Genomic DNA, 24,405 nt, shown 5'->3' with positions numbered 1-24,405 from the left:
CGCGAACCGCGCCCCCCACCCCACCGCCCGGACCGGAAGTCCCCGCCGCTCCCCGTCCCCATCCCCCTCATCCCCTTATGCCAGAGTGAGCCTCATGTCCAAGAACACTCACAATCCTGCCCTCCCGCTCTGGGGACGCGTCCTGATCGGCGCGGCCCTGGGGGTGGGGGCCATGCTGGGCGTCGGCTGGTACTTCGCCGACCGGCTCGTGCACGTGCGTCCCGTGCGCCGCAAAGCGTACCCGACGCGCGTCCTCGCGCTGGAGGAGGGCCACGGGCACACGCACGTCACGCTCACCAGCACGCCCAGCACGCGCCGTCCCGGCTCGCTGATCCTGGAGTGGCAGACGCCGGGCGGCACGCGGTACGCGCAGCTCGGGCCGCTGCTGCGCGGCAACTCTGCCGGAACGGTCCGGGAACTGCGCGAGACGGACGCCCCGCTGCGGCTGGGGCAGCGGGTGCGGGCCAGCACCATCGGGCGCGGCACGCCCGCCCAGCGCGGCATGCCGCACCTGGAGCTCAGCATTCCCGGCGATCACGGCCCCATGCCCGCGTGGCTCGTGCCGCCCGTCACGCCCGCCCACCCCGTCCGGGCGGGAGCGGCGCAGGGCGGTACGCCCACGCTCGCGCAGGCGGCCGGGACCGACTGGGTGATCGTGACGCACGGGTACGGCGGCCTGCGGCAGGACGCGCTCAGGATCCTGCCGACCCTGGTCGGACCGCAGACGGGCGGCCTGAGCGGCGGGCTCGGCCTGACCGCGCTCGTCATCACGTACCGCAACGCCGAGGGCGCGCCGCCCACCCCGGAACGCAAGCACCGCCTGTCCGCCGAGGAATGGCAGGACCTGGAGGCCGCCGTGCAGTTCGCGGTGGAGCACGGCGCGCGGCGCATCCTGCTGTTCGGCTTCAGCCTCGGGGCGGGCATCTCGCTCGCGTTCCTGCGCTACAGCCGCCTCGCGGACCGCGTCACGGCCCTGCTGCTCGACTCCCCGCCGCTCGAATGGCGCGCCCTGATCACGCACCACGCGCTGCGGTACCGCGTGCCGATCCCCTTTGTGCTGTCGCGCGTCGTGGCATGGCTGACCGTCGTGAAGAGCAAGCAGGACTTCGACGCGGTCGATCACCTCAGCGTCCGCGACACCTTCCGCACCCCGATGCTCGTCGTGCACGGCTCCATCGACAAGACCGTCCCGGTCGCGCAGGTGGAGAGCTTCGTGCACGCCCGGCCAGACATCGTCGAGTACCACCGGTTCGAGGGCGCACAGCACGAACGCGCCTGGAATCAGGACCCGGCCCGCTACGAGGCGGCCGTGAAAACCTTCGTCCAGCGCGTGCTGGACACCCCACAAGCCACCCATACGACCGGCCCGCAGCGGCCGGAGGAGAACCATCATGCCTGAAGCGGTCATTGTCAGCGCTGTCCGTACCCCGGTGGGGCGCGGCGGCAAGGGAACCCTCACCAACACCCGCCCCGACGACCTCGCGGCCCTCGTCATGAACGAAGCCGTGAAGCGCGCCGGGATCGACGCGGCCCTCGTGGAGGACGTGTACCTCGGCTGCGCCATCCCCGAGGCCGAGCAGGGCCTGAACATCGCGCGTCTCGCCGCGCTGCGCGCCGGGATGCCCGACACGGTCGGCGGCGTGACCGTCAACCGTTTCTGCTCCAGCGGCCTGCAGACCATCGCGATGGCGGCCGCGGCCGTCATCTCCGGTCAGGCCGAGGTGATGCTGGCGGGCGGCGTGGAGAGCATGAGCATGGTCCCCATGAGCGGCCACAACCCCAGCCCCAACAAGGAACTCGTGGACGCCCGGCCCGGCGCGTACATCGGCATGGGCATGACGGCCGAGAACGTCGCCGCCAAGTACGGCATCAGCCGCGAGGACCAGGACGCCTTCGCGCTCCGCAGCCACCAGCGGGCCGCGGCCGCGCAGGACGCCGGGAAGTTCGACGCCGAGGTGATCGCCGTGCCGGTCCGCGTGGACAAGGTCAAGGGCACCAGGGTCACGAGCACCGTCGTGCCGTTCGAGAAGGACGAACTGATCCGCCGTGACGCGAACCTCGCCGACATGGCGAAGGTCCGCCCGGCCTTCAAGATGGGCGGCAGCGTCAGCGCCGCGAACAGCAGCCCCTTCTCCGACGGGGCGGCCGCCGTGGTCGTCATGAGCGCCGACAAGGCCCGCGAGCTGGGCCTGAAACCGCTCGCGAAATTCCTGGGCTTCGCGGTGGCGGGCGTGGACCCGGAACTGATGGGCATCGGGCCCGTCAAGGCCATCCCGAAGGTGCTGGAACAGACGGGCCTGACCCTCGGGGACATCGACCTGATCGAACTGAACGAGGCGTTCGCCGCGCAGAGCCTCGCGGTGATCCGCACGCTGGGCCTCGACGAGGAGAAGACCAACGTGAACGGCGGCGCGATCGCGCTCGGGCACCCGCTCGGCTGCTCCGGCGCGAAGCTCGCCACGACCCTCATCTACGAACTCGGGCGGCGCGGCGGCGGGAAGGGCCTCGTCACCATGTGCATCGGCGGCGGCATGGGCGCCGCAGGCGTGATCGAGGTGTACCCCGCCGAGGTCGAACAGGCGACCGCCGCCGACTGATCGGCTGTCAGTGGAGGAGAGGGGCGCAGCTGTGATGGCTGCGCCCCTCTGCCGTGTGTGGTGGGGTGACGGTGTCGCGGTGCAGCCGTTACCGTTCCCAGTCGTGCCGGTAGTGCTGCGCGAACTCGTGGACCGTGAATCCGGCGCGGCCCGTGAGGCGCTTCAGGTCCGGCGTGACGTCCGCCGTGCGGTCCGCGCGGATGGGCGCGTAGATGCTGGCGATGCCGCGCGCTTCCTCCTCGTCGCTCTCGCCGGTGCCGGTCATGAACGCCACGAAGCCGTCGTCGTCCACCGCGCTGTACGTGATGTGGCGGCCGAGCGCGGCACTCAGCGCCTCCGCGACGGCCGCGCGGTCCAGGGATTCCGGGCCGGTCAGGTCGTACGCGTGCCCCTCGTGGCCCGCCTGCGTGAGCGTGGCGGTCGCGGCGGCCGCGATGTCGCGCGCGTCGATGAAACTCGTGCGGTGCGTTCCGGTGGGTTCCGCGAACTCGTCCCGGTCGCGGACGCCCTTCCGGAACATCTGGTTGTAGTTCTGCATGAACCAGTTGGGACGCAGGATCGTCCACGCGAGGCCGCTGGCGCGCACGGCGTCCTCCGCGTCCCCGAGCGGGTTGCCGCCGTCCTGTGCGCCGAACCCGGACTGCAGCACCACGCGGCCCACGCCCGCGTCCCGCATGGCCTTCAGACTGCCGGTGAGGGCGTCCGTGTCCACCGTTTCCGGCACGATCAGGTACACGGCCCGCACGCCCTGCACGGCCGCGCGGACGCTGCCGGGGTCGCCGAAGTCGAGGCGGACCACGTCCGTCCCCTGCGGGAAGGACGCTGCGTCCGGGTGGCGCGTGCCTGCCCGGACCTGTTGGCCCGCCTGGAGGAGTTGCGGCACGAGTTCGCGCCCCACGTTGCCTGTCGCTGCCGTGACCAGAATCATGCCCCGACTGTACTCCGGCCCGCGGGCTGGTCCGCCGAGCCTGAAGGGGCGCTCAATGGCCGCTCAGGACGTGAAGACCCTGTCCAGGCCGAGCTTGACGTAGTTCTTCGGGCCGATGCCCTTGACGCGCCGGATGAGGTCGGCGGAGTTCCTGAAGGGGCGGGCATGCACGACGGCGGCCGCGAGTTTCGGTCCGACGCCCGGCACGGCCGCGATCTGCGTTTCGGGGGCGATGTTCACGGCGAGCTTCATCATGGGCATGCCGGGTCTGGTCATGGTCCTGCCCGGCATCGTTCCGGCGGGCAGGGTGGGGGCCGCCGTGGCCGGGGCGGGAGCAGTCTGGGTGGGTACGGTCTGGGTCGGCGCGGTGTGGGCGGGTCCCGGAGTCCGTATCATCGGGGCATGCTGCCCGTGCGTGCCGTGATCTTCGACCTCGACGACACCCTCTTCGACGACGCGGGCTGCACGCTGGCCGGGCTGCGTGCCCTGGCGGCACGGCACCCGGCGCTCGCGGCCCTGCCGGACGACGCGCTGTTCGCGCGGCACGCGGCACTGCTGGCGGCACTGGAGGGCGAGGTGCACGCCGGGCGGCTGAGCGTGGAGGCGTGCCGGGAACGGCGGCTCGCGCAGCTGCTGTCCGGGGTGGGCGTGCCGGACCCGGACGGGGCGGAGGCGGCCCGCACGTACCACGCCGCCAGCCGCGCGCACTACAGGCCCCTGCCGGGCGCGCTGGACGTGGTGCAGGCCCTGCGGGCGGCCGGGGTGCGGGTCGGCGTGCTCACGAACTACCCTGGGGGCGTGCAGCGCGCCAAGCTGGACGCCTGCGGCCTCACGCCGCACCTGCACGCCAGCGTCACCACCAGTGACGCGCCGCCCAAACCGCACCCGGACAGCTACCTGCGCGCGTGCGCGGCGCTGGACGTGCAGGCGGGGGAGGCCGTGATGGTGGGCGACAACTGGCGCAACGACGTGGCGGGCGCCGTCTCGGCGGGGTTGCGGGCCGCGTGGTTCAACCCCGCCCGGCGCGCGGCCCCGGCCCCCGCCCCGCACGTGGCCCTGCACGGCTGGACGCCGCTGGACGGCACGCTGGCGGCGCTGCTGTCCCCGCCCGCCTGAACGGCACAAAAAAAGGAGGCCGGAGCCTCCTTCGCGGTGCTGAACCTCGAACCTTACTTGACCTTGACGCCCTGGCTCTTCAGGAGCCGGCGGGCGGTCTGGGTGGGCTGGGCGCCCTGAGCGATCCAGTACGCGGCACGCTCGGCGTTCACGTTCAGGAAGTTCTCGCTGGTCTTGCGGGGGTCATAGTGACCCAGGTTCTCGATGTAGCCACCGTCGCGGGGACGGCGGACATCGGCAACCACGATGCGGTAGTGGGGGTTATGGGCGGAACCGAAACGGGACAGGCGAATCTTGACCATGATGTATACGACCTTTCAGAATTTGAGGGTTCAGCTCCCGCAAGGTGGCGGGTCGTGCGGGCGTGGGCCTCGCACTCATGCACCCGCCAGCAGCCAGCCGGAGCGCACCGAAGGAGTGTAGCAGAATCCCGCGCGCCCCGGCAAGTCCCGCCGGGGGAACAGCGTTCAGAAGGGCGGGCGGACGCTCTGCCGGGTGCTGATCTGCGTCAGGACGAGCGCCATGCTGTCCGGCCCGAACTGCGGGCTCCCGCCGATCACGCCGACCGGCTGACCGCGCCCCACCCGGTCCCCGACCCGCACGAGCGGCTGCGCCAGCCCGAAGTACGACGAGCTGAGCGACCCGTGATCCACGATCACCACCCACCCCAGGTTCGCGTAGTTCGCGGCCGTGATGACGTTGCCCTCCGCCACCGACACGGCCTGCGCGCCGCTCTGCGCGCTGAGGATCGTCCACGGGCCGGAGGTGTTGAAGGCCGCCGTGACCCGCCCACCCGGCAGCGGGAAGCCGATCTCGCCCACGGCGGCAGGCAGCGGCGCGAGCTGCTGCTGAGACTGGTCCTGCTGCGCCTGCACCGTCTGCTGCTGCTGCTGCAGCGCCTGCTGCTCCCGCGCCAGCTGCGCCTGCCGGGCGGCCTGCGCGGCCCGCACCTGCCGGGCCTGCGCCTGCGCCTGTGCCTGGGCCTGCTGGGCGCGCGCCTGCCGTTCCTGCGCGAGCCGCAGCTGCGCGAGGCGTTCCTGCTCGCGCCGCGCGGCCTCCTGCTGCGCCCGGATGCGCGCGAGTTCCGCCTCGCGCCGCGCCTGCTCCGCCCGGATGCGCCGCTGCCGTTCCGCCTCGATGTTCGCGCGCTCCTGCAGGATGCCGCCGATCACGTTCTGGATGCTGCTGGCCGTCAGGGCCTGCTGCGCCTGCGTCTGGACCGCCAGCGCCTGCTGCCCCGCCTGGTCCTTCTTCAGCTGCGCGACGAGCGTCGTCGCCTCCTGCCGCTGCGCCTGCAGCTGCTGCAGCTGCGCGATCTGCCGCGCCTGGAGGGTGTCCAGCTGCTTCTTCTGCGCCGTCTGCGCGTCCTTCTGCGTCTGCAGGCGGGCCGTCTCGGTCTTGAGGGCCTGCACGACCCGCACGTTGTTCTGCCCGCTGATGTTCGCGTACTTCGCCTGGATCAGCAGGTCCGACAGCGTCTGCGCCTGCGACAGCAGCTGCAGGTAACGCCCGCTGCGCTCCCGGTACAGCGACACCAGCAGTTCGCGCACGTCCTGCTGCAGGCGCGTCACGCGGGCCTGCGTGCCGGTGATCTGCAGGTTCAGGTCCCGGATGCTCTCCTGCACGCCCTGAATCTGCAGGTCCAGCGCGCGCCGCGCCGTCTCCAGCCGCGCGATGTTCGCGTTCAGCGCGTCGATGCGGCCCAGCACCGTCTTCTGCTGCCCGCCGAGCGCCGTGACGCGCGCCCGCAGGCCCTCCAGCTGAGCCTTCTGCTGCGCGGACAGCTGCTGCTGCGCCGCCAGCTGTTCCTGCAGCTGCTGCAGGCGTTCGGACGTGGTCGGCAGCGTCGCCGTGAAGCGCGGGTCGCGCGACGGGTCGGACTGCGCGGCGCCCGGCGGGGTCGCGGCGACCGTCAGCAGCGTCAGCGTGAGCAGCCACGCGGCCTGCCGTGCCCGCCCCGGCCGGGGGGTCACTCCAGCTCCCGCAGGTAGCGGCCCGTCGCGAAGAAACTCCCGATCAGGCCCACCAGCACGCCCAGCACCGGCATGCCCGCCAGGATCGGCCAGATGGTGCGGCTCTCCGTGATGATCGGCAGGACCGGCACGAGCGTCTGCACGCGGCCCGCCAGCTGGAAGTACGCGGGTGCCAGCACCGCGACCGAGATGACGCCCGCCAGCAGGCCCAGCAGCACGCCCTCGATCAGGTGCGGCATGCGGATGAAGCCGCGCGTGGCGCCCAGCAGCCGCATGACGCTGATCTCGTTGCGGCGCGAGTAGATCGCGACGCGCACCGCGTTCAGGATGTTCAGCAGCGTCCCGAACAGCAGCAGGCCCACCAGCACGTACCCCGCGCCCCGGATGGCGCTCAGCGTGCGGACCGTCTGGTCCACGTACCCGGCCCCGTACTCCACGTCCTGCACACCACTCAGGCGAGACACGCTCGCCGCGACGGTCGTGGAGTCCTGCACGCGCGCCACCTTCATGCGCAGCGTGTCCGGGAAGGGATTGCCGGTCAGTTCCGCCGCGTCCCGCGCGTACGGGTAGTCGCGCGTCATCTCGTCCAGCACCTCGGCGCGCGTCACGAGCCGCGCCTCGCGCACCTGCGGCAGGGCGCGCACCTGCGTCAGCAGGCCCTGCGTGTCCGCACCGTCCCGCAGGAACGCCGCGACCTCCACCTGCGACTCCAGCTGCGACAGGGTCCGGCCGACGTTCTGCGTGAGCAGCACCACGAAGCCCAGCATCAGCAGCGTGAGCGTCATGGTGCCGAGCGTGGCGAGCGTCGCGGTCAGGTTGCCGCGCATGGCGAGCAGCGCCTGACGGAAGTGGTACGTCACAGCGCGTAGCCGCCGTAAGGGTCGTCACGCACGAGCCGCCCGCGCCGCAGCGTGAGCGTGCGGTGCCGGAAGCTCTCCACGAGGTCGCGCGCGTGCGTCGCCACGAGGACCGTCGTGCCGCGCAGGTTCACGTTCTGCAGCACCTTCAGGACCTCGCGGCTGTTCTCCGGGTCGAGGTTCCCGGTCGGTTCGTCCGCCAGCAGCAGCGGCGGGTCGCCCACCACCGCCCGCGCGATCGCGACGCGCTGCTGCTCGCCCTGCGACAGCTGCAGCGGCAGCGCGTACTTCTTGTGCTCCATGCCCACCGTCCGCAGGGCCGCCGTGACACGCGCGGGCCACTCGCGCTGCGGGACGCCCGTCACGCGCAGCGCGAAGGCAACATTGTCGTAGGCGTTCAGGTGCGGCAGCAGCAGGTTGTCCTGAAACACCATCCCGATGCGGCGGCGCAGCACGGCCGTACGGCGACCCCGGTACGCGCTGAGCGGTTCGCCGCTCACCTGCACCGTGCCGCGCGTCGGCAGCGTGCGCTTGATGACGAGGTTCATGAAGCTGCTCTTGCCCGCGCCGCTGTGCCCCACCAGGTAGACGAACTCGCCCTTCTGGATGTGCAGCGACACGTCGTCGAGCGCCAGCGTGCGGGTGACGGGGTATTCGAGACTGACGGATTTCAGCAGGATCATAGACACATCCAGGGACGCGAGGTCTGTACGGGCAGGGGAGAGCGGCGGGCCACACCGCACCGGAGGCAGGCGGGAGCGGTACAGAGACACGCGGCGTCACCCCGGGAGGTGAAGGCCGCGTGAACGGGTTCAGATGTGAGATTGCCTTCCATGTGCCAGCAGCAGCATAGCTCAGCGCGCTTCCGGAGCGGGTGAAGGACCCGTGTGCCGCGCGCGGCCGACACGCATTCCGGCCGCGCGTTCCCCAGCATTCAGATGAACAGGGGAGCTTCCGGGTCCTCCGCGCCGACCTTGTCGCGCGGCGGGCGGCTCATCACCCAGGCGGCGGCCGCCACGCCGATCAGCACGCCGACCGCCACGAGGACCGCAGTGGTGGTCTGGTGCTCGCGGATCGCCGCTTCCAGGTCGAGGAGGTCGTATTCGGGTTTTCTGCCAGGGTTCATGCGGTCAGTCTAGCAAGGCCCCGTTTGACCGGGTCGGGGCGCGGTCCCCTGCTCCGGTCCACGTGCCGGGCGGCCCGACCGGTTCAGCGGGGGCGCAGGCTGCGCGCCACCCGGCCGAGCGCGTCGCGCAGCACCGCCACGGCCCGGTCGTACTCCTGCAGCGGGAGGCACTCCTCGGGCGTGTGGTCCAGGCGGCTGTCGCCCGGACCGTACGCCAGGGTGGGCGCGTCCCAGTGCGGCGCGACGACGTTCATGTCGCTCGTGCCGGTCTTGAGCTTGTAGACGGGCGTGCCGCCCGCGTCCCGGATGGCGAGGCGCAGCGCGCGCGCCAGCACGCTGTCCTTCGGGTGACGCACCGCGACCTCCGCTCCCCGGAAGTCCACCTCGCACAGGCCGTCCAGCCGCGCCATCAGCTCCTGCTGCGCGAGCTGCGGCGGCACCTCCGGCGGGAGGCGCAGGCCGAACACGCCGCGCGCCGTCTGCATGAGGCCGTCCGTGCCGCTCTCGATGCCCTGCACGGTCGCCTGCACCGCCCCGAAAATGCCCGCCCCGCTGCGCTCCTGCGCCCACGCGCGCACCCGGAACCACGCTTCGGTAAGGTCGTCGCCTGCACTGGTGCCCTCGCCCGCCGTGTGGAAGTTGTCCTTCCGGACGGCGGCATGCAGCACCAGGCGGCCCTTGTAGCCGAGCGTGAGTCCCTCCCAGCCGCTCGGCTCGCCGATCAGCACGGCGTCCGGCCGGTACTGCGTGACGGCGTGGTGCGCGCCACGGCTGCTCGGCACTTCCTCCTCGGTGGCGCCCACGCACACGAAGCGCGCCAGGGCGAGCGTGTCGGCGTCCAGGCCCGCCACGGCCGCCACGAAGGTGCAGAAGCTCCCCTTGGCGTCCACGCTGCCGCGCCCGTGCAGCACCTCGTTCCCGTCGACGCGGACGGGAATGTCGCCCGGCACGGTGTCGATGTGCCCGAGCAGCACCACCGTGACGGGACCCGAGCCGCGCTCGCCGACCGCGCTGCCCGACGCGTCCACGTGCGCGCGGAAGCCGTGCGCGTTCATCCAGTCGCTCAGGAAGGCGCTCACGGCGCCCTCGCTGCCCGACACCGACGGAATGCGGACCGCTTCCGTCACCAGCGCGCGCGCCTGCTCGGCCCCCAGCGGGGTCATGACCGCCGGGCGAGCGCCGACAGGAGCCTCAGCGCCTCGGCGAAGGCCAGCAGCGCCACCGTGCCCACGCCGCCCGTCAGGAGCGTCCAGATGGCGCTCAGGGACGCGCCGCCACGCCACTGGAAGAACGCCAGCGCCAGCGCCGCGAGGCCCAGCACCACGGCCAGCAGCGCCACCGTCCGCGCGAAGCCCTGCACGCCGTCCGCGCGGCGCTGCAGTTCCGGGTCCTGCGCGGTGTACGCGGGCGCGGCGGCAGACGGCACGAGCGGTCCCTGCGTGTGCACGTGCGCGCCCGGCACCGTGTCGCGGGCGTCCTGCGGGGCGTCCAGCACGCTCACCGCGTCCCCGCCGATGCGGACCGTCTTGCGGGCGCGCTCCTGGAAGGCAGGCAGATCACTGACGGGCGGCATGCTGGAGATCACGACCGGCTCCGGCCGCGCCGCCTCCCGGATAGGCTCCGGACGCACGGGAGGCGCCTCCACCGGTGCGGGGGCAGGGGCAGGCGTGAAGGTCGGCGCGGCAGGCTGGGGGACGGCGGGCGCGGCGGCCTCTTCCGACACCGGGTCAAGGGACGGCAGCGACACCGGAGCCTGCGGGGTCGGGGCGGGCGTGACCGGCGCCGCCACCGGGACGGGAGCCGGGACGGGCGGGGTGGGCGCAGGCGTGTACGCGCTCACGCCCGGCATCGCCACCGCCGGAGCGGGCTTCGGCGTGAGCGGCACCACCGGCAGTTCCTTGGCGCGCGCCGTCACGTCCCTCACCTGCTGGAAGAACGCCTGCACCCGCGCCGGATCGTACCCGAGCAGCGACGCCGTCACGGCCGTCCGGTCCGACGTCTCCACCCGCAGCACCCCCTCGCGGTCACTGTGGATACGCGTCACGTCACGCAGCGGCACGCGACTGCTGCGCCCCCCCTCCAGATACGTGAGTTCCTCGTCGTACAGCGCGAACAGGGTGGCGGGACGGGCGGTGGTGTGCTCCAGAATGCTCAGCGGGCTGGAGTTCAGACCCGCTGTGGTCAGGGCTTCGAAAATCCGGTCGTTCATGGCGGCTCCTTGCTGGCAGGATACAGTCTGGGACGACACGAACATAAAGGTCAGCCCAGCACTCCCTGAAGAGCCCGCCCCCCCTCCCTTCACCTGCCTGAGCGCTCACCCGCGATCATGGACGCATGAACACGAACGATGACCGTATCGTCGGCAGGAGCGTCGAGGAGATCGAGGCCGAAACCGGAAACCGCGTCAACTCCCCCGTCCAGAGCGAGGACCGGCAGGGCGGCGCGGCCGACACCGGCCCCGTCCTCGTCCCTGCCGCCGTGCAGTCCGGCGCGGGCAGCGTCACCGGCGTCGGCGCGGGCATCCCCGGCGTCATCAGCGGCGACCTCACCCGCGACGACACCGGCAGCCACGACGGACGCGGCGGCAAGGAAACCGACAGCAGCGAGGAATAACCCCCGCACCAGCCGCACCCTCACGCGCGCGCGCCCGCAAGCGTGACCTGCGCCTGACCACATCGGCACAAGGTGCGCTACAATTCATGTTTGTGAAGCCCGCTTGACCTTCGGCGGGCCTTTTTGTGGCCGACGTTTCCCGCACACCCCCGGTTCGCTCAGCCGCACGCCAGCCCCGCTGGCCACACCGCTGAACGCGCCGGACACGCCAGCCGGGAAACGCCTCGCCCGCCAAGGAGAGTACAGACATGGAATACCGGAACATCGCGATTATCGCACACGTCGACCACGGCAAGACCACGCTCGTGGACGGCCTGCTGAAGCAGACCCTCAAACTCAAGCACGGTGAAGAGATCGCCGAGCGCGCCATGGACAGCAACGACCTCGAAAAAGAGCGCGGCATCACCATCCTGGCGAAGAACACCGCCGTCGAGTACAAAGGCATCAAGATCAACATCGTCGACACCCCCGGCCACGCCGACTTCGGCGGCGAAGTCGAACGCGTGCTCGGCATGGTCGACGGCGCGCTCGTCCTCGTGGACGCCGCCGAAGGCCCCATGCCCCAGACGCGCTTCGTGCTCCGCAAGGCCATCGAACTCGGCCTGAAGATCATCGTCGTCATCAACAAGATCGACCGCCAGGACGCCCGCATCGAGGACGTCGTCAACCTGACCTTCGACCTGATGGCCGAACTCGGCGCCAGCGAAGACCAGCTCGACTTCCCGATCCTGTACGCCGTGGCCCGTGACGGCAAGGCCTACAAGGACCTCGAAGCCCCCCAGGAAGACATGCACGAACTGTTCGAGATGGTCCTCGAAACCATCCCGCAGCCCAGCGTGGACCGCGACGCGCCCTTCCAGATGCTCGTGACGAACCTCGACTACAGCGAGTACCTCGGCCGCATCGTGCTCGGCCGCGTCAAGCGCGGCACCGTCAAGAAGGGCGAGTTCGTGCAGCTCATCCACAAGGACGGCACCATGTCCAAGACCCGCGTGATCCAGCCGTTCACGCACATGGGCCTCGCCCGCACCGAGGCCGACGAAGTGGGCGCGGGCGACATCGTGGCCCTCGCGGGCATCGAGGACGCGCAGATCGGCGAGACCATCGCCGACCTCGCCGACCCCGAAGCGCTGCCCATCATCACCGTCGACGAACCCACCGTCAGCATGACCTTCCAGCCCAACACCAGCCCCTTCGCGGGCCGTGAAGGCAAGTACGTCACGAGCCGCCACCTCAACGACCGCCTCAAGAAGGAAGTCATGACGAACGTCTCCCTGAAGGTCGAAGAACTCCGACCCGACGAGTTCGTGGTGTCCGGACGCGGCGAACTGCACCTCTCCATCCTCCTCGAAACCATGCGCCGCGAAGGCTACGAACTGCAGGTCGGCAGCCCCCAGGTCATCACCCGCGAAATCGACGGCGAGAAGATGGAACCCATCGAGCACCTCGTGGTCGACGTGCCCGAAAACCACAGCAGCACCGTCATCGGCGCCATCACCAGCCGCAAGGGCCAGCTCGTCAACATGGAACCCCAGGGCACCCGCGTCCGCGTGGAATTCAAGGTCCCCAGCCGCGCCCTCTTCGGCTTCCGCACCCAGTTCCTCAGCATGACGCAGGGCGAAGGCATCATGAGCCACATCTTCGACGGGTACGCCCCGTGGGCCGGTGACCTCAAGACCCGCCAGAACGGCTCCCTCGTCGCCATGGAAGCCGGCAACGCCTTCGCGTACAGCATCTGGAAACTGCAGGACCGCGGCAGCTTCTTCATCGTGCCCGCCACCGAAGTGTACGTCGGCATGATCGTCGGCGAGAACGCCCGCGAGAAGGACATGGACGTCAACGTCTGCAAGAACAAGAAGCTCACGAACGTCCGCTCCAGCGGCGCCGACGACGCCCTGAGCCTCACCCCCATCCGCAAACTCACCCTCGAAGACGCCCTGGAGTACATCGGCGACGACGAACTCGTCGAGATCACCCCCAAGAGCATCCGCCTGCGCAAGAAGATCCTCGAACCCAACATGCGCAAGTAAGGACAGGAACAACGAAGGGCCGCCCGGGAAACTGGGCGGCCCTTCTCATGGCTTCAGCGGAGCGTCACGTGGGCTGTGTAGGCTGGGACATGCGCCTTCCGCTGCTGGCCACGGCTGTCCTGGTCTCGACCTCTGTCTGTGCAGTCGCCGAAGGCAAGGTCGACGCGCTCTTCCGCGCCCGACAGGCGACGCTGGCGTCAGCGACGGGCAGCGAGCCGGGGGTGTCTTGCGGCGCGGCAGTGGACGCCCGCACCGACATCGTGGCGTTTCCGGCAGGCCGCAGTGACCGGCTGTACACCTACGGCTACGGCATCGGGCGGGCCTACGTGCTGCGCGGCGGAAAGGCGCAACTTGTGTGGTGCGGCAAAGCGCTGTACACCAGGAAGGACGTCGCGCGCTGGGCATCCAGTCTGCACGGCAACGCCGCCCATGCCCTGTCGTACCCTTTCGGCACCAAGTGGGGGCAACTGCCAGTCGAGAAGGGCGGCATGGAGATTTATTCGGCCTTCGCTGGGACACTGACAACCATGACCATGAACCCGACAGGCAGGATCCTGTGTTCCAAGACGCGGGGCGACCCGGTGGCGGGGGAGTTTCGTTCCGCCATGCAGTTTCGCTCTGACGACACCTGCCCCTGAGGGGTTCCGTCACTCCGGCGCGAGGACCGCCGTGTAGCTCATGGCCTGCTCCAGTGGGACTTCCGGCGTCCACACGCCCGCCTGCGCGTCGTAATGACCGCCGGGCCACAGTTCCGTCAGGTGCAGCGGCGTGCCAGTCAGCAGCAGGCGCAGGTCGGCGGGACTGTAGCAGCGGAGCGACTGCGTGAACGGTTCGGTGCCGTCGGTGGGCGTGTAGGTGTCGAGCATGCGGCAGCCGTCCGGGTCGAAGCCGTAGCTGCGAGCGAAGCCCGGCAGGTGCGGCGCGTTCCCGGCAGCGTGCGCCCAGTACCAGGGCGTGTACACGTCGATGTACGCGCGGCCCGCCGGGGTGAGCCATGCGGCGATGCGGCGCAGCAGTCGGCGCTGATCGTCGTCCGTGCCGATGCCGAAGCCGTCCCAGTAGCACACGGCGTCATGGGACGCTGCCGGGAGGCGAACCGTGTAGAAGTCGGCCCTGTGCACGCGGACCTGGACTGCGTGCTTCCGTGCCAGTGAGCGGCTGTGCTGCACGAGGAGCGGTACGCGCTCCACGGCGGTCACGGTGTGGCCCTCCCGTGCGGCGCACACGGCGAACTGACCGCCGCCGCTGCCGAGTTCCAGCAGGTGGCGTGGCCCGCCGAGGTGAGCGGTCACGCGGGCGGCGAGGGCACGGTGGGACGGGTGGATGGCTGCGGTGCCGATGCCCGGCACGTCGGTCTGCCGGGCGTAGAACGTTTCGCTCCAGTGCATGGTGAACCCTCCTGTGACTGCAAAGACGACCGCCCCGGAACGGGTGGTCAGGTCGGGCAGGCCAGGGTCAGCGCAGGCGCACGGAGGGCTCCGGGGACATGAAGGAACGCTAGCACGCGATTTTCGTGGCACCTGTGTCATCTGTGGCGTCTGCCCAGATCGCGCGGGCGTGGCTGAGCATCTGACAACTGTCAATATTCGACTCATGGTGGTGGCGGTAGACTGGGGGTCGGTACTGGCCCGCACGACTCTTCCGGCGGGCTCCTGAGGAGCGTACGGTGTTGGAAGTGTTCGGGTTGTTCGGCCTGTTGCACGTGCTGGGTCCGTTCGCGTGGGTGGTGCACCCGCTGGGCGGGGTGGTGCTGGCGTTCCTGGCGTCGAGTGTGTTCTCGCGGCAGCGTCGGCAGTCGCCGCGCGTGCGTCTCGCGGTGGGTGCGCTGCTGCTGTTGACGGTGCTGGGCGCGGGGTGGCTGGTGCATCCTGCAGCCGCGATGACGCTGGCGCTGCTGGCGTCCCTGTCGTTCCGGGCGTGGCGGCAGGAGCGCGGCACGGTGGTGTTCGCGCTGGTGTCGCTGGTGGCCTTCATGATGCTGGGGGCGGAGTGGGTGATGGTGCCGCTGGTCGTGCTCGGCATGATGTGGCTGATGAAGGTGGTGTTCACGGGCGAACTGTTCCGCCTGCCGGACGCGCGGCCTGCTCTGGCAGGCGAGCTGGGGGGGGTTCCGTCCCCGGCGGCGTTGCCGGAACCGGGCCGGGCGGACGTGTTTCTGGGCGTGAGCCTGCCGCAGCTGCCGGAGCGCGTGGAGCGCCGCAGGCGCAGGCGGCTGGAGCGCCTGGAGCGGCGCGCGGACCGGCTGGGCGTGCGGGTGGAGGAGCCGTTCACGGCGGCCCGCGCGGCGGCGGCCACGCCGGTCGCGGAGCGCGTGCCGGAGGACCTGCTGGGGTGGTCGCAGGACGCGCGCCTGCCTGCCGACGCGCGCGCGCGGCTGGGTGCGCTGCACTTCCGGACGCAGGAGGCGCTCGCGTACCTCGCGGAGCACGAGCAGGACGGCGGGGAGTGGGGCTTCATGCTGCGGCAGATCCGTGGGGATTACGCGCCGGAGGCGGTGCGGGCGTACCTGAAGCTGCCCGCGTCCCTCGCGAACGTCGCGCCGCTGCAGGACGGCAAGACCGGCCGTGACCTGCTGGGGGAGCAGCTGGACCTGCTGCTGGGCGGCGTGAGTGACATCATGCGGGACGCGGCGCAGGCGGGCGGGCAGCACCTGCTGTCGCACCAGCGGTTCCTGAAGGACCGGTTCGCGAAACCGGACGACGAACTGAAACTCTGACCCCGCTGCGCCGGGAGGGGTGGACAGGTGGCGGCCCGCTCCGGGAGTGGCACTCTAGACTGCCGTGTGCCGCCGCTGCTGTCCGCCCTGCTCGACGTGATCGTCCCGGTGGCGCTCGTGGCGCTGGTGGGGTTCGTGCTGGGGCGTCGTCTGACGCTCGACCAGAACACCGTCGCGCGCCTGAGCCTGTACGCCCTGACGCCCGCCCTGGCCTTCGACACCATCCTGAACGCGCACGTGGCCGCGCGCGAGGCCGTCACGCTCGGCGCGGCGTTCCTGCTCACGTGGGCCGTCACGGTCACCGTGAGCGGCGCGGTCGCCGGACGCTGGAGTCCCGCCACGCGCCGCAGCGTCATGGCGAGCAGCACCATCTGGAACAGCGGTAACCTCGGCCTGCCCATCGCGCTGTTCGCGTTCGGTCAGGCGGGCCTGGAGCGGGCGCTGGTGGTGTTCCTGGTGGGCGTGATCGGCACGTACGTCCTCGGGCCCGCCATCTACAGTTCCGGCGGGGGGTGGCGCGGCAGCGTGAACGCCGTCCTGCGCCTGCCGGTGCTGTGGGCGGCCCTGGCGGCCCTGCTGTGGCGCGTGAGCGGCGTGCCCGTCCCGCTGGGCGTGGCGCGCGGCGTGCACCTCATGAGTCAGGCGACCCTGCCGCTCGTGCTGCTGTCGCTGGGCCTGCAGCTGGGCGCGGCGGGCCGCATCAGGGTCACGCCGCCCATGCTGTTCGCGAGCGGCGTGCGGCTGCTTGTGGGACCGCTCGCGGCGCTCGGCATCAGCGTGCTGCTCGGCCTGCGCGGCCAGCCGCTCGCGGTGCTCGTGCTGTCGGCCAGCATGCCGACCGCCGTGAACGCCCTGCTGCTCGCCCGCGAGTACGGTGGGGACGCCGACACCGTCGCGGGCGTCGTGCTGCTCACCACGCTCGGCGCGCTCTTGACCGTCACGGCCACCGTCACGCTCCTCCCGCACCTGCCCTGAAAGGACGGGGGAACGGGAAGAGCGGGACGACCGCCGAATGGGTCGTCCCGCTCTATCTGCGCCCTTTACTTGTTCAGTGCCTCGCGGGCCTGCACGGCCGTCAGGTCCGGCCCGTAGATGGGGGTGCCCGGCTGCTGCACCTTGCTGTCCTCCAGGCTGCCCGTATCCACGGCCGCGAACCCGATCTCCTCGATCAGGCGCGTCACCACGTCCTTGGCGTCCTGATCGTCGCCCGCGATGAAGATCGCGCGCCGCTCGTCCAGCGGTTTGCCGGTGTCGCCCTGCGACTCCAGGTGCTCGAAGTGAATGGTGTTGAAGGCCTTCACGACCCGCGCCTTCGGCAGGTGCCGCGCGATGAACGCGCTCTCCGACAGGCCGCCCAGGTCGATCTGCCCGTCCCGTTCCGGGTAGTAGTTGGCCGTGTCGATCACGATCTTGCCTTCCAGCTGCACGGCCGGGATGTCCATGAACCGCCCGAACGGGATCGTCTCGATGACCAGCTCACCGAAGCGCGCGGCGTCCTCGCTGGTGAAGGCCTTCACGCCGTGCCCCAGCGCGTGCGTCAGGTCGCGCAGCGTGTCCGGCCCGCGCGAGTTGCTGATGCCCACCTCGTGTCCCGCCTCCGAGAGCAGCCGCGCGAGTGCCTTGCCGATGTGTCCCGCCCCAAGAATTCCGATCTTCATGCCCCGAGCTTAGGCTCCAGGCCTGCCCGCCGGACTCGGCGGACCTTGCCCGCCCCTTAAAGGTCGGCGCGTCCCGGCCTGCGGGCATCCACGATCAGCGACACGAACCCCAGGCGCCCACCCCGGTTGCGGTGATCGAGCCGCAACGACCGGTACACGGGACCGCTCGCCACGTCCCACTCGCGCGCGTGGAAGTGCCCCGCGTCGTCGCAGTGCTCCAGCACCTCCACCTCGAAGCCCGCCCGCTCGAACAGCCGCACGAAGCGGTGCACGTCATACACGACCCTGTGGTCCGCCGCCGGGTGGTCCGGCGGGCCGGGGCCGCCCACCTGCACCGTCCGCTGGTACTCGGGGTCCGGGAAGTTCGCGTCCGGCACGGCGCACCGCAGGAACCCGCCCGGCTTCAGGTACGCGAAGCACAGCCGCGCGGCCCGCTCGCCCTCCTCCTCCGTCAGGTGCTCCCACACGTGCTCGCACAGGAACGCGTCCGCGCGGCGCGGCCCGAACCACGTCCGGAACGAATCCGGGTCCAGCAGGTTCAGGTCCTCGCGCTGCGTGGCCGTCCAGCCCTCCCATACGGTTTTGAGCTGAACTTGTAGAGTTCAGCCGAGCAGAGCGAGTGCCAACAGGTACGGTTTTGAGGAGATGGAAGGGATGTCGGTGCTGTTTCCGGCATCCCTGGAATCGGATCAAAACCGTATCAGCGCTGCTCCCCGGCCCCCAGGATCACGTTCAGCGCCGTGCCGGGCGGGGGAGAGGCCGTTTCCTCGTTCATCCGCGTCCTCTCGTCTCGTACCCCAGTTCGCGCAGCAGCTCCCCGGCGCGCGTCACGTCGTCCGGCGTCTCCAGGCCCAGCCGCAGCGCGCCGCCCTGCTCGCGCACGCTCAGCACCTCGATGTCCTTGATGTTCACGCCCGCCAGGCCCAGCGCGTTCGTGATGATGCCCAGCTGGTTCGGGCGGTCCGGCGTGGCCACCACCAGATCGAACTTCGGGGGCAGCAGGCTGCGCTTCACGACCGGCAGGCTGTCACGCGTGCGTTTGCCCTCGGTGGCGGCGGCCAGCAGCTCGTCCGGCTGGTCCAGCGTCTCCGCGAGATGCTCCAGCTGCCGGATGAACCGCCGGGTCGCGTCCCGCAGCGCGCCCCGGTTCTCGACCACCATGTCGCGGCTCATGCGCGGGTCGCCGCTCGCCACGCGCGTCAGGTCACGGAACCCGCCCGCCGCGAGCAGTGACAGCCGCTCGTCCCGCGCGACCATGTGCGTCAGCGCGAGCGACGCGAGGTACGGCAGGTGACTGATCGTCGCGACGAGATTGTCGTGCGCGTCCGGCGGCATCACGACAGGCGCCGCCCCCAGCTGCTCCACCATGCGTCGCACGCGGCTCAATGCCGTCAGGGGCGTCGTCTCGGTCGGCGTGAGCACCCACACGGCATTCTCCAGCAGCGCCGCCGAGGCGTTCCCCACCCCGCCCCGCTCGCTGCCCGCCATGGGATGCCCCGGCACGAACTGCCGCACGCCCAGCTCCTCCATCTCGCGGGCGATGCTGGCCTTCACGCTGCCCACGTCCGTCACGGTCGCCTTGGCACCCAGGAACGGCGCCAGCTCGCGCGCCAGTGCCGGGAGCGCCTTGACGGGCGCGGCCAGCACCACGAGGTCCGCGCCGCGCAGCCACTCGCCGCTGCTCGCGCGCGCCTCGTCGATCACGCCGAGCGCCAGCGCCTCCTGCAGCGCCTCCGGGGACGCGTCGTACCCGATCACGTGCTCCGCCAGCCCACGCTGCCGCAACCCCAGCGCCAGCGACCCGCCGATCAACCCCACCCCGGCGATCACCGCCACGCGGAACATCGGCTGCGCGTTCCCTTCCTTCCTCATGCCGTGCGCACACTCATCAGCAGGTACGTTAGCACGCGCCCACACCGGTCCCGACCGGACAGGGCGCCGCGCGCCGCCGGACGCACGGCGAAGCCCCCGGCCACGTGGGACCGGGGGCCTGCAGGGTGAGTGTGCCGCGGTACTGATGCGCTTTCCGCCCGGCTGACCTCCAAGAGTTCAGCTGCGGACCGTATTACTCGGTGGCGACGCTCTGGTCGACGGTCTGCGCGGCGGGCAGGATCATGCGGAAGTGCGCGGCGGGGTCGACGAGCAGTTCCGCGATGCGGCGGGCGGGGACGGGCTGTTCGCTGCGCAGGAGGACGTCATGGTAGTCGCCGAGCAGTTCGCGGAGGTCCGAGACGCCCTGCGCGCCGAGCGGGAGGATCTTGACGCTGGCGCCCTTGGCGAGGCGGCGGTGCAGGGCGGCGTCGTCGAGGCCGTGGGCGGGTTCGTGGCGGACGTACACGACGCCGCCGGACATGCCGGAGCAGATCCACGGGCCGGGGTCGCCGACCACCACGGCGCGTCCGGCGGTCATGTACTCGAAGGCGTAGCCTTTGGCGTTGGCGCGCGTGGCGAGCGCACCCAGCGTGTCGTCGACGGGGGTGCGGAGGTCGCCGCCCAGCACGACGTCCGCGCCGCTGAGGCGCACGCAGAAGCGGCTGTCGGCGCTGCCCTGGATCAGGAAGCGGCCGCCGATCGCGCCGTACGCGAAGCTCTTGCCGACCGAGCCGTCCACGCGGTTCCCCTGGTGGTTGCGGCCCTTGAGGATCACGATGCGGCCGCCCAGGGCACTCTTGCCGACGCCGTCCTGCGCGCCGCCGTCCACCTGGATGTCGACGGGCGCGTTGTTGAAGGCGCCCAGGCCGTTGCCGGGGATGGAGCCGGCTTCGAAGTGCAGCTGCACGCGGCGGCCCTGGCTCATGCGGCGTTCGCGGGCGAGCGTGCCGACGAGGTGCGTGCCGAGGGCGCGTTCGGCGCTGGCGACGGGACCGTCGCGGTACACGACGTCGTCCTCGCCCTCGTCGGCGATGGCGTCACTGACCCATTCGCTCACCATGCGCGTCATGTAGTTGAGGGGTTTGTGGATGACGCGGCTTCCGATGGCCTTCCACGCTTCGGGTTCCTCGACGCGTTCGAGCAGTTCGGTCAGGTCGAGGGCGCTCGTCTGCGCGGTGAGGAGGTCGCTGCGGCCGCGCAGGTCCGAGAGGCTGCTCAGGCCGAGGCCCGCCACGATCTCGCGCAGGGTGCTGGCGACGGCGCTGTAGAAGGTGTGGAGTCGCTGCACTTCGTTGGGCAGTTCGCGCGGCACGAAGCGTTTCATGCCGTGCGCGGTCGCCTGTTCCTGCGTTTCGACCTGCGTGGCGATGCCGACGTGGCAGGTGTCGAGCTGGCAGCCGCGGCAGATGGTGCAGCCGATGGCGACCATGCTGAGCGTCCCGAAGCCCACGCGGTCCGCGCCGAGCGCGACCATGCGGGCCACGTCGAGCGCGGTTTTCAGGCCGCCGTCGGCCCACAGTTCCACCTTGTCGCGCAGGCCCGCCTGCGTCAGGGCGCGGTGCGCGCGTTTCACGCCGAACTCGACGGGCATCCCGGCGTACTTGAGGGCGTGGCTGCGGGCCGCGCCGGTGCCGCCCTCGAAGCCGGACAGGGTGATGATGTGCGCGCCGGCCTTGGCGACGCCCATGGCGATGGTGCCGATGCCGGGCACGACGGGCACCTTGACGGAGATCTTGGCGTTCGGGTTGATGGTCTTGAGTTCCTCGACGAGCTGCGCGAGGTCCTCGATGGAGTACACGTCGTGGTTGTTGCTGGGGCTGATCAGGTCGATGCCGCGCACCGCGTGCCGCGCCTCGGCGACCTTGTCGGTGACTTTCTTGCCGGGCAGGTGGCCGCCCTCTCCGGGCTTGGCGCCCTGCCCGACCTTGATCTCGATGACGTGGCAGCTGTTCAGCATGGTGCTGCTCACCCCGAACCGGCCGGACGCGACCTGCTGGCCGCGCCAGTGGTTGTACTGGCCGATCATGCTGGGGATCTCGCCGCCCTCGCCGTTCATGGCCATCATGTTCAGCTTCTTGGCGGCTTCCACGTAGCTGCGGAAGGCCGTCTCGCCCTGCGAGCCGAAGCTCATGGCGGAGATCACGAAGGGGAGGCTGTGCCCGCCGATGGCGAGGTCCACGCTGTCCGGGTCGATGTTCTCGGCGTCGCCGGGCGTGCGGAATTCCAGCAGTTGTCGCGCGGCGAGCGGCATCTCGGTCTCCAGGGCGCGGATGCGGGCCTGGTAGTCGCTCGCGTCGATCTCGCCGTTCGCGAGGCTGAAGGCGGCCTTGAAGACGCGCGGGTTGAAGCGCTGGTCGCGGTCCATGATCTCGCTGTTCGCCTGGTACTTCTCGAGGCGGCGGCGGAGGGTCGCGCCGAGCGCCTTGAGGCTGTAGCCCCGTTGCTGGCCGCTCACCTCGCCGCCCCAGAAGCCGCGCACGCCGAGTTCGGCGAGCAGGTCGCGGGACAGGCCGAGCGCCGCGAAGATCTGGCCGTAGCCGCGCAGTTCGTGGATGCCCATGGTGCTCATGACCTTCTCGACGCCTTTGGTGAGGCCCGCCACGAGGTTGCTCTCGGCTTCGGGGCTGGGGTACAGGGCGTACGCGGCGGCCGGTTCGACCGCTTCGGCGCCCAGTCCGACGAGCAGCATCAGGTCGTGCAGGTTGCGGACCTGGGCGCTGCGGACGACCACGCTCGTCAGGCGGCGCAGGCTGACGCCCGCGTCGTTCCGCGTGGCGGTCAGGTGCCCTTCGAGCGCGCCGACGGCGAGGACGATGTCGAGAGCGGCGTCGCCATCGGCGTACAGGGCGGTGTCGTCGAGCAGCAGGACTTCCGCACCGTTCTGAACCGCTTCCACTGCCGACACCTTCAGGCGCGTGAGGGCGTCCGTGATGTTCTCGCGCTGCCGCAGGTTCACGGGCAGCGTCTGGACCTTCAGCGCGGCCTTCAGGCCCGCGACGGTCAGGGTGCCGTGCCGTTCGGCCACGGCGCGCGTGACGGCCAGCACGGGCGTCAGCAGGTCCACGCTGTTGCCGTCGCTGCTGCCCGGCAGGGGGCGGCGCCCGAGCAGCGCGCGGGTCGAGAAGTGCTCGATCTCGCGTTCCCGGTCGATGGCGGGGTTCGTGACGACGGCGACCGTCTCACGGAAGAACTCCGCGAGGTTCGGCTTGTCGGCCTTCAGGGCGGGCATCTGCCCGTCGAAGCCGAGCGACGCGATGGGTTCCGCGCCACGGTCCGCGACGGCCTTGACGTACTCCTCGTCCCAGCGGTCCCAGCCGAACGCCGCTCTGGCGGCCTTGCTGAACTGCGGGAGGTCGCTGTCGAGCGGTTCCAGGTGCGGTCCCTGCACGCGGGCGTGCGCGCCGTCGAAGTTGTAGCCCTTCTGGTGGACGCGCTCCAGCACGAGTCGCTGCACCTGCTCGTTGGCGTGCAGGCGCACCGTGCCCGCCCCGAGTTCCGCGACCATCTTCTCGCCGGGCGCGAAGGGGGCCGGGTCCGCGACCATGCTGCCGAGCGGGATCACGCCGCGCTCCGACGACCAGAAGTACTCCTTTTCCGTCTCGCCGAACCACAGGGGCCGCAGGCCCATCGCGTCCACCGAGAACACGCACTCGTCCTGATCGCGGGAGATGATGGCGGCCGGACCCTGCGCGAGCGGCCCGCCCCCGGCCCGCAGGCCGATGTACGCGCTCTGCAGGCTGGTGCTGAAGCTCTTGACTTCGCTCAGGACCGGCGGGAACACGCTCTCGATCGCTTCGAGCAGGCTGAGGCCCTGCACGTGGATGTGCCCGGCCAGCACGCGGTTCAGGTCCTGGCTGTCGCTGCCGCCCGTGAGCGGCAGGCCCAGCTGGTCGCCTTCCTTGCGGAGGCGGTCGATGGTGTTGATCTCGCCGTTGTGGGCGAGCAGCGTGAACGGCTGCACCTGCTCGAAGGTGCTGAGGGTGTTGGTGCTGTAGCGGTTGTGCCCGATGGTGCAGACCGACACGAACTCCGGGTGCGACAGGTCCGGGTAGTAGCGGGGGAGGAGTTCGGCGCTGCCGCGCACCTTGTACACGACGCTGTGCGTGCTGAGGCTCACGACGTGCACCGGCTGCTGCGCTTCGAGCGCGAGACCCAGCCGGAACAGCTGCCGGTTACGGTCGCCGGACGTGTCGCCCTGCACCGTGCCGCTCAGCTGCACGAACTGCGGCTCGGTGAGGCGCGCGACCGGCCCGAGCGCGCTGCTGTACACCTGCCCCACGCGTTCCAGCTGCACCTGCACGCCGTAGCGTGGCGCGAGGACCCGCAGCGCGTCCTGAATCTCGCGGACGTTCAGGCCCTGCGGCACGAACAGGTGCGCCACGAAGAATTCCGGTGCGTCCACCGTGGCGCTCGGCAGGTGTGCCTCGTCGTACCACGTCTTCCAGAGGCGGCGGGGGATGTCCGTCTGGATGCCTGCCCCGTCGCCCTCGCCGCGCACCTCGCCGCTGCGGTGCGCCATGTGCGCCAGTTCTTCCAGCGCGCGGACGACGTTGCCGTGCGTGGCCTCCCCGGTCTTGCGGATCTTGCAGAGGATGCCGCAGGCGTCGTGCCCGACGCTGTCGAAGCTGCCGGGAAAGCGCGGTTCGAGCCGCGCGCGTTCCGCCTGACGGTAGAGGCTGTCGTGCTGACCGTCCTCGCGCAGCTGGCCGCGCAGGGTGGGTGGGGTCGTGCGGGGTTGGGGGTTCGTCATGGCAGTCTCCTGGGAGGTGGGGAGCGCCGACCCGTTCGCGGTGCGGCGGGGCCGGTCGTGCGGATCTGAACGTGGCGTGCGCCTGGAGGTGCTGACCCGCGCGTGTGGGGCGGTGCGTACGAACCGGGAGGCGACGCCGGGGCCGGGGACTGCGGTGCCTGTGCGCTTC

The 24,405-nt window shown here is 70.9% G+C and carries 22 protein-coding genes; 8 read left to right on the top strand and 14 right to left on the bottom strand.

Annotation, left to right across the window (positions count from 1 at the left end):
- Nucleotides 1-94 precede the first annotated feature (94 nt).
- Together IEY33_RS16405 and IEY33_RS16400 are read left to right on the top strand one after the other, a co-directional pair.
- Nucleotides 95-1,399, top strand: a complete 1,305-nt coding sequence (locus IEY33_RS16405; RefSeq protein ID WP_188964367.1) for an alpha/beta hydrolase — start codon at nt 95-97, stop codon at nt 1,397-1,399.
- Nucleotides 1,392-2,597: a thiolase family protein gene (locus tag IEY33_RS16400; protein ID WP_188964366.1), complete on the top strand. Its 1,206-nt coding sequence runs from the start codon at nt 1,392-1,394 to the stop codon at nt 2,595-2,597. The genes IEY33_RS16405 and IEY33_RS16400 overlap by 8 nt, the downstream gene beginning before the upstream one ends.
- Before the next feature lie 88 nt (nt 2,598-2,685).
- Here IEY33_RS16400 and IEY33_RS16395 read toward each other — a convergent pair whose 3' ends face one another.
- Nucleotides 2,686-3,525 (bottom strand): NAD(P)H-binding protein, encoded by an 840-nt coding sequence (locus IEY33_RS16395; RefSeq protein ID WP_188964365.1) that lies wholly within the window; start codon nt 3,523-3,525, stop codon nt 2,686-2,688.
- A 63-nt stretch (nt 3,526-3,588) separates the two neighbouring features.
- Complete coding sequence (locus IEY33_RS16390; RefSeq protein WP_229671094.1) at nt 3,589-3,921, bottom strand: ComEA family DNA-binding protein; 333 nt, start codon at nt 3,919-3,921, stop codon at nt 3,589-3,591.
- A gap of 6 nt (nt 3,922-3,927) precedes the next feature.
- Here IEY33_RS16390 and IEY33_RS16385 point away from each other — a divergent pair, with 6 nt between their 5' ends.
- Nucleotides 3,928-4,641, top strand: a complete 714-nt coding sequence (locus IEY33_RS16385) for an HAD family hydrolase (protein ID WP_188964364.1) — start codon at nt 3,928-3,930, stop codon at nt 4,639-4,641.
- Between the two features lie 53 nt (nt 4,642-4,694).
- Here the strand turns inward: IEY33_RS16385 and rpsP are convergent, their stop codons facing one another.
- From rpsP to IEY33_RS16350, 7 genes are all read right to left on the bottom strand, one after another.
- Nucleotides 4,695-4,943 (bottom strand): 30S ribosomal protein S16, encoded by a 249-nt coding sequence (gene rpsP / locus IEY33_RS16380; RefSeq protein ID WP_188964363.1) that lies wholly within the window; start codon nt 4,941-4,943, stop codon nt 4,695-4,697.
- Nucleotides 4,944-5,108: 165 nt separating this feature from the next.
- Complete coding sequence (locus IEY33_RS16375) at nt 5,109-6,614, bottom strand: murein hydrolase activator EnvC family protein (protein ID WP_229671093.1); 1,506 nt, start codon at nt 6,612-6,614, stop codon at nt 5,109-5,111.
- Nucleotides 6,611-7,474 (bottom strand): cell division protein FtsX, encoded by an 864-nt coding sequence (locus IEY33_RS16370; RefSeq protein ID WP_229671092.1) that lies wholly within the window; start codon nt 7,472-7,474, stop codon nt 6,611-6,613. Before IEY33_RS16370 ends, IEY33_RS16375 begins: the two co-directional genes overlap by 4 nt.
- On the bottom strand, nt 7,471-8,154 hold the full coding sequence (gene ftsE / locus IEY33_RS16365) for a cell division ATP-binding protein FtsE (RefSeq protein ID WP_188964362.1): 684 nt from the start codon (nt 8,152-8,154) through the stop codon (nt 7,471-7,473). Before ftsE ends, IEY33_RS16370 begins: the two co-directional genes overlap by 4 nt.
- 251 nt (nt 8,155-8,405) lie before the next feature.
- Nucleotides 8,406-8,597: a hypothetical protein gene (locus IEY33_RS16360; protein WP_188964361.1), complete on the bottom strand. Its 192-nt coding sequence runs from the start codon at nt 8,595-8,597 to the stop codon at nt 8,406-8,408.
- Between the two features lie 83 nt (nt 8,598-8,680).
- Entirely contained in the window at nt 8,681-9,760 is a 1,080-nt protein-coding gene (locus IEY33_RS16355; protein WP_188964360.1) for a [LysW]-lysine hydrolase, read from the bottom strand.
- Entirely contained in the window at nt 9,757-10,806 is a 1,050-nt protein-coding gene (locus tag IEY33_RS16350; protein ID WP_188964359.1) for a hypothetical protein, read from the bottom strand. Before IEY33_RS16350 ends, IEY33_RS16355 begins: the two co-directional genes overlap by 4 nt.
- A gap of 125 nt (nt 10,807-10,931) precedes the next feature.
- On the opposite strand from IEY33_RS16350, the gene IEY33_RS16345 reads away from it, so the two are divergent.
- From IEY33_RS16345 to IEY33_RS16335, 3 genes are all read left to right on the top strand, one after another.
- Nucleotides 10,932-11,210 (top strand): hypothetical protein, encoded by a 279-nt coding sequence (locus IEY33_RS16345; protein ID WP_188964358.1) that lies wholly within the window; start codon nt 10,932-10,934, stop codon nt 11,208-11,210.
- A gap of 248 nt (nt 11,211-11,458) precedes the next feature.
- Complete coding sequence (gene typA / locus IEY33_RS16340) at nt 11,459-13,240, top strand: translational GTPase TypA (RefSeq protein WP_188964357.1); 1,782 nt, start codon at nt 11,459-11,461, stop codon at nt 13,238-13,240.
- Nucleotides 13,241-13,329: 89 nt separating this feature from the next.
- Nucleotides 13,330-13,878 carry a hypothetical protein gene (locus IEY33_RS16335; RefSeq protein WP_188964356.1) on the top strand — a complete coding sequence of 183 codons (549 nt, stop codon included), beginning with the start codon at nt 13,330-13,332 and terminating at the stop codon, nt 13,876-13,878.
- 9 nt (nt 13,879-13,887) lie between these two features.
- Here the strand turns inward: IEY33_RS16335 and IEY33_RS16330 are convergent, their stop codons facing one another.
- Nucleotides 13,888-14,628, bottom strand: a complete 741-nt coding sequence (locus IEY33_RS16330) for a class I SAM-dependent methyltransferase (RefSeq protein WP_188964355.1) — start codon at nt 14,626-14,628, stop codon at nt 13,888-13,890.
- Nucleotides 14,629-14,906: 278 nt separating this feature from the next.
- Here IEY33_RS16330 and IEY33_RS16325 point away from each other — a divergent pair, with 278 nt between their 5' ends.
- On the top strand, nt 14,907-15,956 hold the full coding sequence (locus tag IEY33_RS16325; protein ID WP_188964354.1) for a hypothetical protein: 1,050 nt from the start codon (nt 14,907-14,909) through the stop codon (nt 15,954-15,956).
- Between the two features lie 66 nt (nt 15,957-16,022).
- Nucleotides 16,023-16,931, top strand: a complete 909-nt coding sequence (locus IEY33_RS16320; RefSeq protein WP_229671091.1) for an AEC family transporter — start codon at nt 16,023-16,025, stop codon at nt 16,929-16,931.
- A gap of 65 nt (nt 16,932-16,996) precedes the next feature.
- On the opposite strand, the gene IEY33_RS16315 is transcribed toward IEY33_RS16320, so the two are convergent.
- The 4 genes from IEY33_RS16315 to IEY33_RS16300 all read right to left on the bottom strand — a co-directional run bounded on the left by IEY33_RS16315 (nt 16,997) and on the right by IEY33_RS16300 (nt 24,236).
- Nucleotides 16,997-17,614, bottom strand: a complete 618-nt coding sequence (locus IEY33_RS16315; protein ID WP_188964353.1) for an NADPH-dependent F420 reductase — start codon at nt 17,612-17,614, stop codon at nt 16,997-16,999.
- Between the two features lie 56 nt (nt 17,615-17,670).
- Nucleotides 17,671-18,147 carry a methyltransferase domain-containing protein gene (locus tag IEY33_RS16310; protein ID WP_373288130.1) on the bottom strand — a complete coding sequence of 159 codons (477 nt, stop codon included), beginning with the start codon at nt 18,145-18,147 and terminating at the stop codon, nt 17,671-17,673.
- Between the two features lie 238 nt (nt 18,148-18,385).
- Entirely contained in the window at nt 18,386-19,486 is a 1,101-nt protein-coding gene (locus IEY33_RS16305) for a prephenate dehydrogenase (protein ID WP_188964352.1), read from the bottom strand.
- 193 nt (nt 19,487-19,679) lie between these two features.
- Nucleotides 19,680-24,236: a glutamate synthase-related protein gene (locus tag IEY33_RS16300; RefSeq protein ID WP_188964351.1), complete on the bottom strand. Its 4,557-nt coding sequence runs from the start codon at nt 24,234-24,236 to the stop codon at nt 19,680-19,682.
- Nucleotides 24,237-24,405 lie beyond the last annotated feature (169 nt).

Origin of the sequence: Deinococcus aquiradiocola (assembly GCF_014646915.1) — a bacterium.
Lineage (GTDB): Bacteria > Deinococcota > Deinococci > Deinococcales > Deinococcaceae > Deinococcus > Deinococcus aquiradiocola.
This window is presented reverse-complemented; position numbering and strand designations above follow the sequence as displayed.

Coding starts and splice junctions, on each gene's coding strand:
- IEY33_RS16405 (WP_188964367.1), top strand. CDS start 95: ATGTCCAAGAACACTCACAATCCTGCCCTCCCGCTCTGGGGACGCGTC.
- IEY33_RS16400 (WP_188964366.1), top strand. CDS start 1,392: ATGCCTGAAGCGGTCATTGTCAGCGCTGTCCGTACCCCGGTGGGGCGC.
- IEY33_RS16395 (WP_188964365.1), bottom strand. CDS start 3,525: ATGATTCTGGTCACGGCAGCGACAGGCAACGTGGGGCGCGAACTCGTG.
- IEY33_RS16390 (WP_229671094.1), bottom strand. CDS start 3,921: ATGATACGGACTCCGGGACCCGCCCACACCGCGCCGACCCAGACCGTA.
- IEY33_RS16385 (WP_188964364.1), top strand. CDS start 3,928: ATGCTGCCCGTGCGTGCCGTGATCTTCGACCTCGACGACACCCTCTTC.
- rpsP (WP_188964363.1), bottom strand. CDS start 4,943: ATGGTCAAGATTCGCCTGTCCCGTTTCGGTTCCGCCCATAACCCCCAC.
- ftsE (WP_188964362.1), bottom strand. CDS start 8,154: ATGATCCTGCTGAAATCCGTCAGTCTCGAATACCCCGTCACCCGCACG.
- IEY33_RS16360 (WP_188964361.1), bottom strand. CDS start 8,597: ATGAACCCTGGCAGAAAACCCGAATACGACCTCCTCGACCTGGAAGCG.
- IEY33_RS16355 (WP_188964360.1), bottom strand. CDS start 9,760: ATGACCCCGCTGGGGGCCGAGCAGGCGCGCGCGCTGGTGACGGAAGCG.
- IEY33_RS16350 (WP_188964359.1), bottom strand. CDS start 10,806: ATGAACGACCGGATTTTCGAAGCCCTGACCACAGCGGGTCTGAACTCC.
- IEY33_RS16345 (WP_188964358.1), top strand. CDS start 10,932: ATGAACACGAACGATGACCGTATCGTCGGCAGGAGCGTCGAGGAGATC.
- typA (WP_188964357.1), top strand. CDS start 11,459: ATGGAATACCGGAACATCGCGATTATCGCACACGTCGACCACGGCAAG.
- IEY33_RS16335 (WP_188964356.1), top strand. CDS start 13,330: ATGCGCCTTCCGCTGCTGGCCACGGCTGTCCTGGTCTCGACCTCTGTC.
- IEY33_RS16330 (WP_188964355.1), bottom strand. CDS start 14,628: ATGCACTGGAGCGAAACGTTCTACGCCCGGCAGACCGACGTGCCGGGC.
- IEY33_RS16315 (WP_188964353.1), bottom strand. CDS start 17,614: ATGAAGATCGGAATTCTTGGGGCGGGACACATCGGCAAGGCACTCGCG.
- IEY33_RS16305 (WP_188964352.1), bottom strand. CDS start 19,486: ATGAGGAAGGAAGGGAACGCGCAGCCGATGTTCCGCGTGGCGGTGATC.
- IEY33_RS16300 (WP_188964351.1), bottom strand. CDS start 24,236: ATGACGAACCCCCAACCCCGCACGACCCCACCCACCCTGCGCGGCCAG.